18 protein-coding genes are annotated in these 16,960 nt (G+C 57.3%); 9 read left to right on the forward strand and 9 right to left on the reverse strand.

The window, feature by feature from the left end; genetic code table 11:
* Positions 1 to 14 precede the first annotated feature (14 nt).
* Together CPAR_RS07595 and CPAR_RS11070 are read right to left on the reverse strand one after the other, a co-directional pair.
* A complete protein-coding gene (locus tag CPAR_RS07595; protein ID WP_012502727.1) occupies positions 15 to 473 on the reverse strand; it encodes a nucleoside deaminase in 459 nt (152 codons plus the stop codon).
* Positions 461 to 604 (reverse strand): hypothetical protein, encoded by a 144-nt coding sequence (locus tag CPAR_RS11070; RefSeq protein ID WP_156773406.1) that lies wholly within the window; start codon positions 602 to 604, stop codon positions 461 to 463. Before CPAR_RS11070 ends, CPAR_RS07595 begins: the two co-directional genes overlap by 13 nt.
* Before the next feature lie 12 nt (positions 605 to 616).
* Between CPAR_RS11070 and sucC the strand changes: the two genes are divergently transcribed.
* Positions 617 to 1,795 (forward strand): ADP-forming succinate--CoA ligase subunit beta, encoded by a 1,179-nt coding sequence (gene sucC / locus CPAR_RS07600; RefSeq protein WP_012502728.1) that lies wholly within the window; start codon positions 617 to 619, stop codon positions 1,793 to 1,795.
* Positions 1,796 to 2,253: 458 nt separating this feature from the next.
* Here sucC and CPAR_RS07605 read toward each other — a convergent pair whose 3' ends face one another.
* From CPAR_RS07605 to CPAR_RS07615, 3 genes are read right to left on the reverse strand one after another with little or no spacing between them, the layout of a single operon-like run.
* Positions 2,254 to 4,209: a MacB family efflux pump subunit gene (locus CPAR_RS07605; protein WP_012502729.1), complete on the reverse strand. Its 1,956-nt coding sequence runs from the start codon at positions 4,207 to 4,209 to the stop codon at positions 2,254 to 2,256.
* Positions 4,206 to 5,165, reverse strand: coding sequence for an efflux RND transporter periplasmic adaptor subunit (locus tag CPAR_RS07610; RefSeq protein ID WP_012502730.1), 960 nt, complete (start codon positions 5,163 to 5,165; stop codon positions 4,206 to 4,208). The genes CPAR_RS07605 and CPAR_RS07610 overlap by 4 nt, the downstream gene beginning before the upstream one ends.
* A gap of 7 nt (positions 5,166 to 5,172) precedes the next feature.
* The gene (locus CPAR_RS07615; RefSeq protein ID WP_012502731.1) at positions 5,173 to 6,447 is read right to left on the reverse strand and encodes a TolC family protein; all 1,275 of its coding nucleotides are present in this window, start codon (positions 6,445 to 6,447) and stop codon (positions 5,173 to 5,175) included.
* Between the two features lie 161 nt (positions 6,448 to 6,608).
* Between CPAR_RS07615 and CPAR_RS07620 the strand changes: the two genes are divergently transcribed.
* On the forward strand, positions 6,609 to 8,414 hold the full coding sequence (locus CPAR_RS07620; RefSeq protein WP_012502732.1) for an ABC-F family ATP-binding cassette domain-containing protein: 1,806 nt from the start codon (positions 6,609 to 6,611) through the stop codon (positions 8,412 to 8,414).
* Positions 8,401 to 8,565, forward strand: a complete 165-nt coding sequence (locus tag CPAR_RS11290; RefSeq protein WP_232203956.1) for a hypothetical protein — start codon at positions 8,401 to 8,403, stop codon at positions 8,563 to 8,565. The genes CPAR_RS07620 and CPAR_RS11290 overlap by 14 nt, the downstream gene beginning before the upstream one ends.
* A 35-nt stretch (positions 8,566 to 8,600) precedes the next feature.
* Here CPAR_RS11290 and CPAR_RS07625 read toward each other — a convergent pair whose 3' ends face one another.
* From CPAR_RS07625 to hemN, 3 genes are all read right to left on the reverse strand, one after another.
* Positions 8,601 to 8,909, reverse strand: coding sequence for a DMT family transporter (locus CPAR_RS07625; protein WP_012502734.1), 309 nt, complete (start codon positions 8,907 to 8,909; stop codon positions 8,601 to 8,603).
* 115 nt (positions 8,910 to 9,024) lie between these two features.
* Positions 9,025 to 10,167, reverse strand: coding sequence for a Gfo/Idh/MocA family protein (locus CPAR_RS07630; RefSeq protein WP_012502735.1), 1,143 nt, complete (start codon positions 10,165 to 10,167; stop codon positions 9,025 to 9,027).
* 110 nt (positions 10,168 to 10,277) lie between these two features.
* Positions 10,278 to 11,708 carry an oxygen-independent coproporphyrinogen III oxidase gene (gene hemN / locus CPAR_RS07635; protein WP_012502736.1) on the reverse strand — a complete coding sequence of 477 codons (1,431 nt, stop codon included), beginning with the start codon at positions 11,706 to 11,708 and terminating at the stop codon, positions 10,278 to 10,280.
* Positions 11,709 to 11,834: 126 nt separating this feature from the next.
* On the opposite strand from hemN, the gene purE reads away from it, so the two are divergent.
* The 6 genes from purE to CPAR_RS07665 all read left to right on the forward strand — a co-directional run bounded on the left by purE (position 11,835) and on the right by CPAR_RS07665 (position 16,061).
* Positions 11,835 to 12,362, forward strand: coding sequence for a 5-(carboxyamino)imidazole ribonucleotide mutase (purE, locus tag CPAR_RS07640; protein ID WP_041466175.1), 528 nt, complete (start codon positions 11,835 to 11,837; stop codon positions 12,360 to 12,362).
* The gene (locus CPAR_RS07645) at positions 12,349 to 12,852 is read left to right on the forward strand and encodes a cupin domain-containing protein (protein WP_012502738.1); all 504 of its coding nucleotides are present in this window, start codon (positions 12,349 to 12,351) and stop codon (positions 12,850 to 12,852) included. The genes purE and CPAR_RS07645 overlap by 14 nt, the downstream gene beginning before the upstream one ends.
* Before the next feature lie 179 nt (positions 12,853 to 13,031).
* Positions 13,032 to 14,324, forward strand: a complete 1,293-nt coding sequence (locus tag CPAR_RS07650) for an NAD(P)/FAD-dependent oxidoreductase (protein WP_012502739.1) — start codon at positions 13,032 to 13,034, stop codon at positions 14,322 to 14,324.
* Positions 14,308 to 14,559 carry a hypothetical protein gene (locus CPAR_RS07655; RefSeq protein WP_012502740.1) on the forward strand — a complete coding sequence of 84 codons (252 nt, stop codon included), beginning with the start codon at positions 14,308 to 14,310 and terminating at the stop codon, positions 14,557 to 14,559. Before CPAR_RS07650 ends, CPAR_RS07655 begins: the two co-directional genes overlap by 17 nt.
* 46 nt (positions 14,560 to 14,605) lie before the next feature.
* Positions 14,606 to 15,814, forward strand: a complete 1,209-nt coding sequence (locus CPAR_RS07660; RefSeq protein ID WP_041466176.1) for an aspartate aminotransferase family protein — start codon at positions 14,606 to 14,608, stop codon at positions 15,812 to 15,814.
* The gene (locus CPAR_RS07665) at positions 15,777 to 16,061 is read left to right on the forward strand and encodes a hypothetical protein (RefSeq protein WP_156773408.1); all 285 of its coding nucleotides are present in this window, start codon (positions 15,777 to 15,779) and stop codon (positions 16,059 to 16,061) included. The genes CPAR_RS07660 and CPAR_RS07665 overlap by 38 nt, the downstream gene beginning before the upstream one ends.
* Positions 16,062 to 16,125: 64 nt before the next feature.
* On the opposite strand, the gene CPAR_RS07670 is transcribed toward CPAR_RS07665, so the two are convergent.
* Positions 16,126 to 16,914, reverse strand: coding sequence for an energy transducer TonB (locus tag CPAR_RS07670; protein WP_012502743.1), 789 nt, complete (start codon positions 16,912 to 16,914; stop codon positions 16,126 to 16,128).
* Between the last annotated feature and the right edge of the window lie 46 nt (positions 16,915 to 16,960).

A 16,960-nucleotide genomic window follows, 5' to 3' on the forward strand; every position in this document is an offset into this window, starting at 1 on the left:
TCGCACACGCTCGTTTATCGCCCTCTTAACCCCCGGAAAAAATCCTGCAACAGGCTTTCGGCTTTGTGTTCCATGATACCGCCGTACACCTCGGGCTGGTGGTTAAGGGCGCTGCAGCCGGTGACGTTGAGCACGGTGCCGGATGCGCCCATCTTCGGGTCCCAGGCACCGAACACCACGCGACTGATTTTGGAAAGCACGATCGCACCGGCGCACATCGGGCAGGGCTCCAGCGTGACGGCAAGCGTACACCCTTCGAGGTATTTATTATCGAGCGTGGCCATCGCCGAGGTCAACGCGATCATCTCGGCATGAGCGGTGGCATCCGAAAGAGTCTCCACCTGATTGTAGCCACGGCCGATGACCAAACCGTTCGGGTCGAGCACCACCGCACCGACCGGCACCTCTTTGCTTTCATAAGCCTTGATGGCTTCCCGAAAAGCCAGTTCCATGCAGCGATTCAGATCAGACATAGGCAAGCGAAGAAATCTGCGCCACAAGCCGCAGCGGTTTCAGTAAAAGCAGAAATTTTGTTATCATAAAGTTTAAACTTTTTCCGCATTGAAGCCCGGTTTTCAACCGGCGCGTATTCTTCGATAACCATAGAACCTCTGCGATGAATATTCATGAGTATCAGGGCAAAGGCATCCTGAAACAGTTCGGTGTGGCCGTTCCCAAGGGCATAGTAGCATTTTCGGCTGAAGAAGCAAAACAGGCTGCGGCCGAGCTTTTCGAAGAGCAGTCAAGCCCCGTAGTGGTCGTCAAAGCGCAGATCCACGCAGGTGGGCGCGGCAAGGCCGGCGGCGTCAAGCTGGCCAAATCCCCCGAAGAGGTGTATGAAATTGCCCAGAAAATGCTCGGCACCACACTGGTAACCCACCAGACCGGCCCCGAAGGCAAGGAGGTCAGGAGACTGCTGATTGAAGAGGGCATGAACATCGACAAAGAGTTCTACCTCGGCATCACCCTCGATCGCGCTACGTCGTGCAACGTGCTGATGGTCTCGACCGAAGGTGGCATGGAGATCGAAAAGGTGGCCGAAGAGACCCCCGAAAAGCTCCTCAAAATTCAGGTCAATCCGAAGTACGGCCTGCAGGGCTTCCAGGCTCGTGAAGCGGCGCTCTTCCTCGGCATGCAGGGTGAGCAGTTCCGCAATGGCGTCAAGTTCATCGATGCGCTGTACAAAGCATACACTACCATCGACGCCTCGCTGGCAGAAATCAACCCGCTCGTGGTTACCAAAGAGGGACGCGTGCTGGCTCTCGACGCCAAGATCAACTTCGATGACAATGCCATGTACCGTCATCCGGATTTCCACGAACTGCGTGACATCACCGAAGAAGATCCGCTTGAGTACGAAGCATCGAAGTCGAACCTCAACTACGTGCGCCTCGACGGCAACGTCGGCTGCATGGTCAACGGTGCCGGCCTTGCCATGGGCACTATGGACCTCATCCAGCTTGCCGGCGGCAAACCGGCCAACTTCCTCGACGTAGGCGGTGGCGCCAGCCCCAAAACGGTTGAAGAGGGCTTCAAGATTATCCTCGGCGACAAAAACGTCAAGGCCATCCTTGTCAATGTCTTCGGTGGCATCGTGCGCTGCGACCGCGTTGCCGGAGGCGTCATCGAAGCTGCCAAGAATATTGGCCTGACAGTACCGGTCATCGTGCGCCTCGAAGGCACCAATGCCAAAGAGGCACAGAAAATGCTCGATGAATCTGGCCTCAGCCTCATCGCCGCCAACGGCCTGAGGGATGCCGCTGAAAAGGTGCAGAAAGCACTCGCCTCGGCCTGAGCCCTGTCCATACAAAGCATTAAAGCAGAAAAGCCCGCTTCCACTACCGATGTGAAAGCGGGCTTTTGCTTTGCCTCGAAACCTGAAAATTCATCCCCCAAAACGATATAAAAAAACAGGGCGAAAGGATCAACCAACCTTTCGCCCTGTCATTTCAGCAATCGTCCGTCCTTCTCCGCATCTCATCAATCATCTGCCATAACCACAATCACACATCGGCACACAACCTAACAGCATAGCGAAGAAGATCCGGAATATTGCTGTCACTCACAACACAAAGAACAACACATCAACCCCATACTAACAATAACATCACAATCACATAATCATCATATCATTCAATCGTACCTTTCAATCAATAGGACGACGCCCCCCACGATTCCTTGCGCGCTTTTTTATTTTTTTCAAAAAAATATTTCTGGTCTGCAAAAACGGGATTTTACCAGCAGCCATAGAACTCACTCATAGCGTAGCGCCTCGACCGGCTTGAGTCCGGCGGCTTTTTTGGCTGGCCACAATCCGAAAAACAGACCGATCAGCACCGAAAATCCGGTCGCCAGTACGACAGAAAAAATCGAGGTCTGCACCGCCCACCCGGCAAAGGTCGAAAGCATCACCGACACGCCCACGCCGACCGCGATGCCGATGAGGCCGCCGGTGAGCGTCATGCCGACCGACTCGATCAGGAACTGGAGCATGATGTCCCCCCGCCGCGCGCCGATGGCCTTGCGCAGGCCGATCTCGCGGGTGCGTTCCGTCACCGAAACCAGCATGATGTTCATGATGCCGATGCCACCCACCACCAGCGAGATGGCCGCAATCGAGCCGAGCAGCATGCTCATCGTCTCGGTCGTGGCGCTGAGCATCTGCTGGAACTCGGTCATGTCGCGGATGTAGAATGAATCCTCGTCATTCGGCTGAAGTTTGTGTCGCTTGCGAACAAGGGCGTCGATCGCCTCTTTGGCCGCGTCGAGCCTGTCAGCGCTGGTCACTTCGACATAGATGCTGTTCAGATAGTCCCGGCCAAGCAGCCGGTGCATGGCGGTAGTTACAGGAACGAGCACAGCATCGTCCTGGTCCCGATGACCGGCAAATCCTTTGGGGGGAAGAATACCGATCACCCTGAAGTTGATGCGGTTGATCTTGATGGTTTGGCCCACGGGGTCGTCATTGCCGAACAGCTCGGAAGCGACCGTGGTGCCGATAATGGCAACCTTCCTGCGCGACCGGATTTCATCACTGGTAAACCATCGGCCGATGGTGGGTATCGTGGAACGCATCTTGCCGTATTCAATTCCCACGCCCTCGACCGTACTGCTCCAGTTTCGGTTCAGATAGACCATCTGCGCCGTCCCGGTCACATAGCCCGAAGCATACCTGACCAGTGGCGAAAACTCTGCAATGGCCTCGACATCCTGCCTGGTAAAGCGGGTAAAGGTGCCGGAGCCCTGGGCGGAACCGCGAATCTTGGCTGACCCGCCCCTGACGGAGAGCAGATTCGAGCCCATCGATTTAAGTCGTTCCTCCATCGAAGCGCGAGCCCCCGATCCCAAGGCCATCATGGCGATCACCGACGCCACGCCAACCAGAATGCCAAGCACCGAAAGCAGCGTCCTGATCTTGTTTGCCGCAATCGAACGAAACGCCTGCTTCACAAATCCGAGCATCCGCGACGGCTTGAACAGCGGCTGGTGATCGAGTTTCATCGGTTCGCCGGAAACTTCGCTTCGTCGGCCCGCATCCTCTTTTTTTCGATCATCGATAATCTTTCCGTCCTGCATGGTGATGACGCGATCGGCATAGGCGGCAATGTCATGCTCATGGGTCACCATGATGATGGTTTTGCCCTGCTGATGCAGCTCGGTGAGAATCCGCATGATCTCGTGCGAGTTCTTCGTATCGAGATTGCCGGTCGGCTCGTCGGCAAAGATGAGCATCGGATCGCGAATCAGCGCCCTGGCAATGGCCACCCGCTGCTGCTCGCCGCCGGACATCTGGTTCGGGCGATGATCCGCCCGGTGCCCCAGGCCGACCATTTCGAGCCGGGCAAGGGCATCGCTTCGGAAATCCCTTCGTTCGTCACTGTAGATGCAGGGCAGCATCACGTTGTCGATCGTGCTCATCCGGCCAAGCAGGTGGAACTGCTGGAACACGAACCCCGCCACATTGTTGCGGAGTGTGGCCAGTTCATCACCGTTCAGCTTGCCGACATCCTTGCCCATCAGGCGGTACTGGCCGCTGTCGGGCACATCGAGCATGCCGAGGATGTGCATCAGCGTGGACTTGCCTGATCCGGACGCTCCCATGATCGCCACGAACTCGCCCTGCGCGATGGTGAGACTTACCCCCTGCAGCGCATGAACCGAGCTTTCGCCGATCGTGTAGCTTTTGGTGATGTCAACGACCTCGATCATTCGCCCTTCTTCTGATTGTCACGCTTGCGTTGCGGCATAAATGGATTACTGCCACCATTATCTTTCGGCAGCTCAAACGACTTGTTTTCAACCAGCACGACATCCGAAGCCGAAAGTCCGCTGACAATCTCCACACTGCTGTCGTCCTGCAGGCCGACCTGTACCGGCACCGTTTTCAGCGAGTCCTTACCCGCGACTTTCTTCAGCACGAACGACTGACCATTCTGCATTTTGACAGCAGCATGCGGAAGCGTGAGCACCCGGTCTTCCTCCTTGACGATGATATCGACATTGGCGCTCATGCCGGATCTGAACACATCGGGCACCCTGGCAGGCAGGATATCGACATAGTAGATATTCACGTTGTTCACCAGCGTGGACTCGTAATAGATATGATCGACGACGCCCTCGACGCTGATTTCGGGATAGGCATCAAGGCTGATCTCGGTTCTCTGCCCGACCTGTACGTTGCCGATGTCGGTCTCGTCAACGTCAGCCTGCACAATCAGCCGGTCTGAAAGCACCAGCACGGCATCGCTGGTGGTGATGGTCTGGCCCGGATTGAGATCGCTCACGATCACCTGCCCGTCGATGGGCGAAATGAGAGCCGTCTGATTGTAAACTTTGTTCCAGTAATCGATCTCGCTCTGCCCTTTCTGCGTGGCTGCATCGAGCAGCGCAGCCCGTTCGGTGGAGCTGATGAGCGCAAGCACCTGCCCCTTCTTGACGAAATCGCCCTCCTTGACGAGAATCTGGTCGATGCGCCCGCTGACCGGCGACTTGATCTCAAGCCGGTTCTGCGGCTTGACCGTTGCCGTGGTCGATACCATCTGACGGATATCACCGATTGCAGGCCGGTACTCCCGGTACGACACCTTCGCCTTGCTGTCGAAAGCGGTCGTGAAATAAAAAAATCCTGCGATGGCCGCTATGGCAAGCACGCCACCCCAGATCATGAGCTGTTTACCTCGTTTCAAGAGTCCCTCCTTTTGCCTGCACCCAGGCTGCTTCGGCGGTCAGCAGATTTGAGCGGGCGTTGAGAAATGATTTTTTCGCACTGACGAAATTGTCTTCGATGATAGTCCAGTCGTTGAAGGAGACCAAGCCGGCAGAGTACTGCGCATCGGCGATTCTTGCCCGCTCGGCAGCGGCATCGAGAAATTTTTTCTGGACATCCACCTTTTCGGAAGCGTCGCGGAAGTTCTTCCACGCCTCTTCCAGACTCCGCATGAGTGAAAAGTAGAGGCTCTCTTCATCGGCGCTAAGCTGGTTGACCACAGCTCTCGCTTTGGCCACTCCGGCTCGTCCTGCACCACCGGCATAAATGGGCACCGACACGTCGATCCCGGCCTGCCAGTCAGTGCGGTCAGGCGGAAGCTGCCTGAACGAGCTGTTGCCAAAACCAGTGGAAACAGAGACTGAAGGCATGAACGCGCTCTTCGAGGCCTGAAGGTTGTATCCGGCAGCATCTTTCTGCGCGGTGAGTTCGAGGTAGGCCGGATTGTTCCGCGCGATGCTGTCGAAATCGGGCGGTGTGCGGGTCTGTTCGCTTGCCGTGAACTGCCCGGTCACGCGGATCGGCGTGAAGCTGCGGCGACCAAGCTGGGTGCTGAGCACCATCTGGGCAAGATCGAGCGCACGCCTTGCCTGGGCCACCTCGAACTCCGACTCCGCCAGATCAGCCTGTGCCTTGCTGAGCGAGCCGATGTTCTCCGTTCCTGACTTGTAAAGCAGCGAAATCAAACGGAGGTTCTGCTTTCGTTTCGTCATGATCTCCTCGGCGAGGGAGACCTGTTGCTGCGCGGTGAGCAACTGCACGAACGCTGCCCGAAGGGCGTAGCGAGTATCGACCGAAACCGCCTCTTCGCTGTACCTCGACGCCTTGAGTTTTTCGGTGGCGGACTTCACCTCGCTTGAGGTTTTGGCGCCATCGTAGAGCAACTGGCTGGCGTTGACCCCGTACGACCACGCCCCGCTTGCCACAGCGTCAGTTGAGGCGGAGCGCGTTCCGCCAGCGCTGGCACTGACGGCCGGCAACGTGCCACCCTTGACGATCTTGCGCTGCGCCTCGGCCTGCCGGACGGACTCTGCCGCCGAACGCAGATCGGGATGATGCGAGGCGGCTTCATCGAGGCACTGCGACCAGCTCAGCGTTTCAAGCGCCGATGCGGCTGCCCCCGGCAGGCAGGCAAAACAGAGTACCGCGACAAAAATGCGAGTTGCGCGAAATCGTCTCATGAGGCGGATCAATAATCTGTGATTTGAAAAACACTCACCGGTTGGACGACATGGTATTTCATTTCAAGCGCCATGCAAGGCGATTCCGGACGGAAACGGACGGTAGCATGGAGCTTTAACGAAATATCGTATCTTCACCACAAACCTGAAACCGCGACTCCATGCTCGAAGCACGAAATCTCTCTCTTTCGGCAGGCACCAAAGTGCTCCTGCGCGACACCTCATTCCGGATCGGCGACAAGGATCGCGCCTCGCTGGTCGGCCTGAACGGCACCGGCAAGTCAACGCTCCTGCGCCTGTTGAGCGGCCAGCTCAAGGAGGACGGGCCCATCAGCGAAGGGCAGATCATGAAGTCTTCGACGACCACCATCGGCTATCTGCCGCAGGAGATTTCGTTCGAAGGCGACCTCGACAAAACCGCGCTCCAGTACGCTCTCGAAGCTAACAAAACGCTGCATGAACTTTCTGAAAAGATTTCGCGCATGGAGCACGAGCTCGCGCTGCCCGATCAGGATCACGCAAGCGAGGAGTACCACAAGCTGATCGAGCGTTTCAGCGACGCCTCGCACGACTTCGAGCGGCTCGGCGGCTACCGGATGCAGTCCGACGCTGAGAAAATTCTTTCCGGCCTCGGCTTCAGCGGGGCGGATTTCTATAAAAAGGTCAAGGAGTTCTCCGGCGGCTGGCAGATGCGCCTGCTCATCGCCCGGCTGCTGCTGCAAAACCCGACGCTCCTCCTGCTAGACGAGCCGACCAACCACCTCGACATCGACTCGCTGCGTTGGCTTGAACAGTACCTGCTCAACTACGAGCACAGCTACCTGATCGTCTCGCACGACCGCTTCTTCCTCGACAAGCTCACCACCAAGACACTCGAAATCGCCTTCAACGAAATCACCGAGTACAAGGGCAACTACAGCTTTTATGAGAAAGAAAAGGCCGAGCGATACACACTCATGATGTCGCGCTACGAGAACGATCTGAAAAAGATGGCTGACCTGAAGTCCTTCGTCGATCGCTTCCGCTACAAGGCCACCAAGGCGCGTCAGGCGCAAAGCCGGTTGCGCCAGATGCAGAAGCTCGAAGAGGAGCTGCAGGCCCCGGAGGAGGATCTGTCGCAGATTTCTTTCTCGTTCCCAAAGGCGAGACCGTCAGGCCGCGAAGTGCTCCGGCTGGAGGGCGTTTCCAAGTCATTCACCCTGCCGGACGGCACGACCAAAGAGGTGCTGAAAGATATTGACCTCGAAATCATGCGCGGCGACCGCATCGCCATCGTCGGTTCGAACGGCGCGGGCAAGACCACCTTTTGTCGGATTTTGGCTGACGAGATCGAGTTCAAAGGCACGCGCCAGCTTGGCCACCACGTCAGCATGAACTACTTCGCCCAGCACCAGACCGACAACCTCTCGCCGGAAAAGAGCATTTTGGACGAGATGATGGACGCTGCACCGACAGCCGAAGCACAGCGCCGTGTGCGCGACATCCTCGGCTGCTTCCTCTTCAGCGGCGACGCGGTGGAGAAGAAAACCGCCGTGCTCTCCGGCGGCGAAAAATCGAGGGTTGCGCTGGCAAAAATCCTGCTTCAGGCCTCCAACCTGCTCATCATGGACGAGCCGACCAACCACCTCGACATGCGCTCCAAGGAGATGCTCATCGACTCGCTCGAAAACTACGACGGCACGCTCCTCATCGTCTCGCACGACCGCTACTTCCTCGACAGCCTGGTAAACAAGGTGTTCGAGATCAAAAACGGTGGAGTGCAGGTCTATCTCGGCACCTACGCCGAATACCTCGAAAAAGCTGAAAAAGCGTGGGAAGAGGAGAAAAAGCAGCAGTCGGAAGCTGAAGCGAAAAAAGCTGCTGAACAAAAAGCCGCGGCAAGCAAACCGGCAGCAAAAAAAACCTGCCGCGCCCAAAGCCAACAGCAAAAAGATCGCGGCAATCGAAAAGGAGATTCAACGGCTTGAAGAGTCCAAACAGCAGCACGAAGAGATGATGGCCCAGCCCTCATTCTACGAGCAACCCACCGACGAAACCCGCAAGGCTACCGAGGAGTACGACGAAATCTGCCGGGAACTGGATGCGCTCTATCAGTGCTGGGAAGAGGAGGCTGGGTAATTGGTAATTGAAGAGAGCGATTCGCTAACGGCGGCTCACTTCCCAGCCAGCACTCGCAACCCTGCAACTCCGGCGATAATCAGAAAAATACAGAACAGCCGCGCAAGATCGCGTGGCTCGTTGAAGAGCAGCATACCAGCTACGGCCACACCTGCCGCGCCGATGCCCGTCCAGACCGCGTAGGCCGTTCCGACCGGGACGGTTTTCATCGCCATGGAGAGCAGCCAGAAGCTGACAAGCATCGCTGCAATGGTCAGCACAGAAGGCACGGGGCGCGAGAATCCTTCGGAGTATTTCAACCCCACCGCCCAGGCACACTCGAACAGGCCGGCTATGAACAGCATTACCCACGCCACGATTCAGTTTCTCCAGTTTCTAACATTGTTTATTGGACAGATCAGACGAAGGAAGCAACCGGACTGGCGCAAGGCCTGCCCCTACATAATTATCCATTCTCAACTACACCTTCATCCAACGCTTCTCGCGGTCGGAATCCATGCCAGCCTGCATGATTTTCTGGATGGCGAGGCCGTCGCGGAAGCTGGCGGCGTCTTCGATGGAGCGCTCGCCGTTTTTAAGCGCTTTGACGATACGGTGCGCAAGGAAGGCAAAGCCGACAGCGAAGATACCGTGCACGGCGAGTGAGGACTGTTTGATCTTCTCCTGAAGAACCAGCTCGTCCCACGGGAGGATCGGCTCGACCTGCTTCCAGCGCGGCGCGTCGATCAGGCTGCGTCCGCCCTTGACCTCGCTGTTGACGATCTCCCAAAGCCGTCCAGCCCCATCGAGCCGGATGGTTTTGAGGCTGCCGACCACTTCGAGCGAGAACCAGGTGTAGGAGCCCACTGTGCTCACATGCATGAGCGACGAAGCGCCAAGCGCCACCGACGAGGGGCCGAACTTCATGAACATGGCAAAGCTGTCATCCGAAGTAACCGGCAGGGTATTGCCCGGCTTTGAAGCGTCGGGACGCTGCGGGATCGAAGTCGAGAGGTTGCAGCACACTTCGGAAATTTTGCCGACAAGGAACCGGTTCAGATCGATCAGGTGCGAACCGATCGCCCGGAGCGCTCCGCCCCCTTTCGAGGCGTCGCTCCACCACGACCACGGCAAGTCGATTCGGTTGCGCGAGGCGAGATTCACCACCGCACGAACCTCGTAAAGCTTACCGATTTCGCCGCTGTCGATCATCTGCTTCATGGTTCTGACCGAAGGGTGAAAGCGAAGCTGGTGATCGATCAAGGCCAGCCCCGGCGATTTTTCGGCAAGCTCCGTCATGCGCTCGGCCTCCTCGACGGTCAGCGCGAACGGCTTCTCACAGAGCACACCGATGCCCTTGTCAAGCACGCCCGCAACCATCGGCTCGTGCAGAAACGTCGGCGTGGTGACGCAAACCAGGTCGAGCAAACACTCATCGAGCATCTCACGCCAGTCGGCATAGCCCTTCGAAATACCGAATCGATCGAGAAACTTCTGGCGGCGCCGTTCTGTCGGGCTCGCCACGGCGACGAGCTCTACATCGTCCATCAGCGAAAAAGCCGGTGCCTGCGCCACCTGCGCCCAGCCGCTGCCGATAAATCCTGTCTTGATCCGTTTGGTCATCGTTGGTTGATCTTCTTTGTCTTCATGTTTTCATCGTGCTGCGCATACGGTCAGCGCCAAAAAAAAGGGTGACCAACTGATCACCCTTTAAAAAACTAACCGGTACTATTTCAGCTTGTCTGCTGAAGCTTGGCCTGGCGGGCCCGTTCGATGTACTCCTTCTGGATGTCTCGCGACACGTTGTAGGCCTTGGAAAGGCTGTCGGAGCGCCAGAGATGCGCGTCAAAGGCCATACAGACATTGCGAAGGAACGGCACACCGATTTCGGTGACCTTCACGCTCTTCTCGCCGAGTTCGACGATTCCGTCGTTCTCCATGTCTTCGAGGCGGAAACGGGCAATGTCGAGCTCATCGGTGTAAAGTTTCGGATCTTCCCAGGAGGTCTCAAGCCGGCACATCAGGTTCAGGATGTGGCGGCGCAGTACCAGATCCTCGTCCGAGAGCAGGTGACCGCGCATGATCGGGAAGCGGCCCTTGTTGACCTCTTCGACGTAGCGGGCGTCGGTGCGCTCGTTCTGCGCGAAGGCGTACCAGGTATCGCTGATCGACGAAGCGCCGAGCGCTATCATCATCTGAGTGGTGTTCTCGGTGTAACCCATGAAGTTCCTGTGCAGGGTACTGTTCTTCATCGCCTCGTAAAGCGCATCGCCCTCGATGGCAAAGTGGTCCATGCCGATTTCGTGGTAGCCGATCGATTCGAGCATTGCGCGGCCCTTGTCATACAGCTCCTGCTTGACGTCGCCCACCGGGAGATCCTCCTCCTTGAAACGGCGCTGCCCTTCGTAGAGGTGCGGGTTGTGACCGTAACCGTAGAATGCGAGGCGGTCGGGACGCAGCTCCATCACTTTCTGGATGGTGTCGGTGACCGTGGCGAGCGTCTGCTTGGGCAGGCCGTAGACGAGGTCGAAGTTGATCGAGTTGAAGCCGATCTCGCGGGCCATGTCGATCTTTTCCTTGACCAGCTCGAAGGACTGCGGACGGTTGATCTCCTCCTGCACGGTGGCGTCGAAGTCCTGGATGCCGAAGCTCATGCGGCGGAAACCAACGCTGTAGAGCGCTTCGAGGTGCTCGCGGGTGGTCGAACGGGGATTGGTCTCGAAACTAAAAATATAGTCGTCCATCTTGTTGACATCCTTGAACAGGGTCTCGACCAGACGGATGATATTTTCGGGGCTGAGGAAGGTCGGCGTACCACCGCCGATGTGCAGCTCCTTGACGTTGAGCTTGCCGGGGAAGACGTCGAGGTACATCTGCCACTCTTTGATGAGCGCATCGACGTAAGGCTTCTCGAACGAGTGGTCGGTGGTGCGATGAGCGTTGCAGCCGCAGAAGTAGCAATAGTTTTCGCAGAACGGGATGTGGATATACATACTGATACCCGAGGTCTCGTTGCTTTCGTTGAAGCCTTTGACCATAGCCTCTTTCCACTGTTCCTGAGTCACTCCATCCTCACTCCAGGACGGAATGGTGGGATAACTGGTGTAACGCGGACCGGGATTGCTGTACTTCAAGGCCAGCTTTGCGACGACATCTGTTGTCATTGTATTCTTCCTTGGCAAGTGTTATTTTTTGGATGCACTGGTGAAAATACAAAAACTCCGCAAATTTATAGCCCTCAAACTGCAACGGCCTTAATCATTAGTAAGGCCGCATAATTTCTTTTTTCCATGACACCATCATCCACAGACGCACAGGCGCCAATGGTCGGCATCCTGATGGGATCCGATTCCGATTTCGACATCATGAAAGAGGCGGCCAGCGTCCTCGACGAGTTCGGCATTCCGTTTGAAATGTCGGTCATCTCGGCACACCGCACGCCGGGCGACCTCGAGGCCTACGCGTCTTCGGCGCAGGAGCGCGGCCTGAAGGCGATCATCGCCGGTGCGGGTGGCGCGGCGCACCTGCCGGGCGTCACGGCGGCTATGACTCCCCTGCCGGTCATCGGCGTACCGATCTTCAACAAGAAACTCAGCGGCCAGGACTCGCTCTACGCCATCGTGCAGATGCCCGCCGGCATTCCGATAGCCACAGTCGGTATCGACAACGCCCGCAACGCGGCGCTGCTCGCCGTGCAGATGCTCGCACTGTGCGACGAAGCGCTGATGCAGAAGCTCAAGGAGTTCCGCCAAAAGCTTGCCGACGCCTCGCGCCAGAAAACCGCCAAAGTCAGGGAAAAGCTCCGTGCGAACGGCTGAGTTCTGGATCGACCGGCTCCGGCTCGAACGCCACCCCGAAGGGGGCTGGTACCGCGAAACCTACCGCAGCGAGGGCGAGTACGACTTCAGCGGAGCCGCGACCTTCGGCTCCGCGCGAAGCTACGCGACCTCGATCTACTACCTGCTGGAGCAAGGCGACCACTCGCGGCTGCACCGCATCCACTCCGACGAGCAGTGGTACTTCCACGCCGGCTCACCACTCGACGTGCATTGCTTCCCTGAAACCGGTAAACCGTCGCGGTTTACGCTTGGCGACAACCCGGACGCCGGAGAGGTGCTGCACTCCTGGGTTCCTGCTGGGGACTATTTCGGCGCATCCCTTGCCGAGTCGGACGATCCAGACGCATACGCCCTCGTGAGCTGTGTGGTCGCACCCGGCTTCGACTTCCGCGACTTCTCCTTCGCCGATCGGGAAGCGCTGACCGCGAAGTTTCCCGACCATGCCCGAATCATCGAAAAGCTGAGCTGAAGCGAGCTGTTTTCAGCAACGCTTCGGCAACGGCAATAGTAATTTCCGTCGCTTTTTTATTACTTTTCAGAGTTTGCGCACGATGAGGGCATTGTTGCCGTAACCAGCCTGCTCCCCGTTATTATCATCAACGTCAATGCCCGCGCCAAATCCATGTGAATAGGAGATTTCCGGAGAAGATGAAAAAAAAGGTCGTGATCGTCGGCGGAGGTTTTACAGGACTCAACGCCGCAAGAATGCTCAGTAACAGCAAAGATGTCGAAGTCACCCTGATCGACAGGAAAAACTACCATCTCTTTCAGCCGTTACTGTACCAGGTCGCCATGGCCGCGCTCGGCGAAGGCGATATTGCCACGCCGCTCAGGAACATGCTGGCTGGCCACGACAACATTACCGTCTTCAAGGGCATGGTCACCAACGTCGATCTCGAACAGCGGAAGGTGATTACCGATTTCGGTGATCTTGAGTACGACTACCTCGTCCTTGCCTGCGGAGCGCAGCACCACTACTTCGGCAAAAACGACTGGGAAGAGCACGCACCGGGCCTGAAAAATCTTGCCCAGGCCTCTGAAATTCGCCGCAGGGTGATGGAGGCTTACGAAGCTGCCGAACGCACCAAAGATCCGAAAGAGCGCAAAAAGCAACTCACTTTCGTGATCGTTGGCGGCGGACCAACGGGCGTAGAGCTTGCCGGTTCGATCGGGGAAATGAGTCGTTACACCTTGTCGAAATTCTACAGGAACATCGACCCGAAGCTCACCCGCATCTTCATCGTCGAAGCTGCCGAGCGTATTCTCGGCACCTTTTCGCACGAACTGTCGAGCAAGGCCACCCGCGAACTTGAAAAGCTCGGCGTGCAGGTCTGGACATCGAGCATGGTCAGCGACGTGGATGCCGATGGCGTACAGATCGGACGAGAACGCATCGAAGCTGCCACGGTGCTCTGGGCGGCAGGCGTCAAAGCTTCCGAAATCGGCCCCAACATGGGCGTCGAAACCGACCGGAGCGGACGGATCAAAATCGAAAACGACCTGAGCCTGCCCGGTCATCCCGAAGTGTTCGTCGGCGGCGATCAGGCCTGTTTCACGCTCGAAGACGGCTCAACCCTGCCGGGCATGGCTCCGGTGGCAATGCAGCAGGGCAATGCCATCGGGCGAATGATTCGCGATGACCTGAAAGGCAAGCCTCGCAAGCCGTTCAAGTACCGCGACAAGGGGCAGATGGCAACCATCGGGCGCAACAAGGCGATCGTGGAGATCGGCAACCTGAAGTTCGACGGCGCCCTGGCGTGGTTCACCTGGCTCCTGGTGCACATTTACTACCTGTCAACCTTCCGTCACCGCGTCTTCGTGCTGATGCAGTGGGCCTGGTCCTACTTCACGTTCGGCTACGGCGCGCGGCTGATCGTCAACAAGGATTGGCGCTTCTACCGGGAAAAGAAAGCGTGCAAAGACGATGCCCCCTCATCCTGAACTGGAATCGCCCGAAAAAAAACGCCTGTCGCTGGTCATTCCAACACTTGATGCCCTGCTCTCGCTGACGTTTCTGGTGCTCGCAGCGTATATTGCTTGGTATGCTTCGACCATGACTGGCAAGGATGGCCGCGACCTGCTCTGGTATTCGGCGCTTCTGGGAGCATACGGCGTCTGGCGCGCGATCCGGAGCGTGATTCGTCATCGCCAAAACCAGCAGAACGAGAACAACTGAAGCACCGTTTTACAGATTTGTCATCTTTCAAGAATTAATGATAACCATGCACACTCCTGCAATAAATCTCGAAACCGAACAGCAGCTTTTCTTCCACAACTATGCAAGGCTGCCTCTCGATATCGCTTACGCCAAAGGCTCATTTCTCTACACGAGTGGAGGCGACCGTTACCTCGACATGATCGCGGGCATCGGCGTCAACGCTATCGGCTACGGCGACCAGCGCCTTGAACACGCCATCACGGAACAGGCCGCCAAATACATTCACGTCTCGAACCTCTTCATGCAGAAGCCGCAGTTCGACCTGGCCGCGACGTTGCTGGAGATTTCCGGGATGTCGAAGGTCTTCTTCTGCAACAGCGGGACCGAAGCGATCGAGGCAGCCATCAAGCTGGCGAGAAGATTCGCCGCCCGCAATGGCGACACATCGAAAACGCAGGTGCTCTCACTAACCAACTGCTTCCACGGCAGAACCTACGGCGCGCTCTCGCTGACCGCCAAACCGAAATATGTCGGCGGCTTCGAACCGCTCGTGCCCGAAACCGGCATGATCGATTTCAACAACATTGAGGATCTGGAACGCAAGGTCTCCAGCCGCACGGCTGCGGTGTTTGTCGAGTTCGTGCAGGGCGAGGGCGGCATCCACAAGGTAAGCGAAGCCTTCATCGCGCGGCTGAAAGAGCTGGCAGCGGAGCACGACTTCCTCATCGTTGCTGATGAAATCCAGGCCGGTTGCGGACGTACGGGCAGCTTCTTCAGCTACATGCCGTTTGACATCCAGCCCGATCTGGTCTGCGTAGCCAAACCGCTCGGCGGCGGCCTGCCGCTCGGCGCGATCATCGGCACTGAAAAAGTTGCGGAGGTCTTCACGCCCGGCAGCCACGGCACCACTTTCGGCGGCAACCCGGTCGCCTGCGCGGCAGGCTTGGCCATGATCGAGGCAATCAAAGCAGACAAGCTCATGGAAAACGCCATCGAAACCGGCGCGATGATGAGAGCCGCGTTTGAAAAGATGGCTGAAAAGCATGCGCAGATTCTCGAAATCCGCCAGTACGGCCTGATGATCGGCATCACGGTCAACCGCGAGGCCAAATATTATGTCGATGAGGCGCTGAAAAGAAACGTGCTGGTGAATGCTACCAGCCAGAACGTCATCCGCCTGCTTCCGCCGCTGTCGATCAGCAAGGAGGAGGCGCAACTCTGTCTCGATACGCTCGATGCCATCTTCAGCGAAGAAAAACAGGCGCAAGGCTAAAGCCGAAACGGCAAAGCCGCCAGCGGCTGCGAAGCCGACACCTGCCGTCATGCCGCTCGGTGCAGTGAACTACCTGTTCATCGCACTGGGCGCGGCAGTGCTCGCCCTGAGCTACGCCGTCATGTATATCGAGAAGGAGGTTGACGGTTTCTTCGCCCTCGGCATCGCTCCCTTCACACTGGTGGGCGCGTATCTGTGGATTCTGTTCGCGATTTTCTGGCGGGGGAAGAAAAAGCAGAACGTATAAGACAAGAGGAGATAATGCAAAAGGGCGACCGGTCGCCCTTACCATTTCCATTGCCAGTTACCGCCTATGACTCCCGTAGCGTAAACCTCACCGGGATGGTCATCCAGACTCTCACCTTGCGGCCGTTCTGGATTCCCGGCGTGTACTTGGTCTCCATCGCGATGCGGATCGCCTCCTGATCGAACATCGTGCCGTCCGACGGAATACGTTTGACGACATTGGCCTTCATGGCGCGTCCATCCTCGCTGATAAGCACGCGCACAAAGACACGGCCTTCGATTCCGGCAATTCTGGCCATCTCCGGGTATCTCAGGCTGGGAATACTGACCACGGTCGGCGGCGTCTGACAGTTGACGAACTCCACAACGGTATCGCCACCAGTTCCACCACCGGCATTCTGATCGGCAGGGCCTTGCTGAATAGCCTGCTTGATCTCTTTCTGCGTGGCAAAGGTCTGCTCCGGAGGTGCTTCGGCAACCTTTTTGATTTTACCGACCTTCGGCGCAGCTTCGACCGGTGCAGCAACCCGTTTGACCGACGGTGGTTCGGGCGGGGCGATCGGCGGCGGTGGAGGAAGCTGCGTCACATTGGTGACGATTTCATAGCACTGAACCGTCTCCGGCTCAGACGATCCAAACATGCCGGTAAAGCCCAGCAGGCGGCTCCAGTTGGCACTGACAATCCAGAAAAGCATCAGCGCAAGCACCGAAACCACAACCCCATGAGTCAGAAAAAGGTGTGCCTCGCGACGTAGCGTCAGATTCCCGTAATTGATATGGCGCAGCCTGTCGGTATCGAGAAACTGCTCGCGGAAGGTCCACCGCTGCGCCTTCCTGGCCGCATCCTCATGCATTTATTTCAATTTCGACGACACGATCCGTACTCCTGTCTTGCTTGTT

It is taken from the genome of Chlorobaculum parvum NCIB 8327, assembly GCF_000020505.1.
Lineage (GTDB): Bacteria > Bacteroidota > Chlorobiia > Chlorobiales > Chlorobiaceae > Chlorobaculum > Chlorobaculum parvum_A.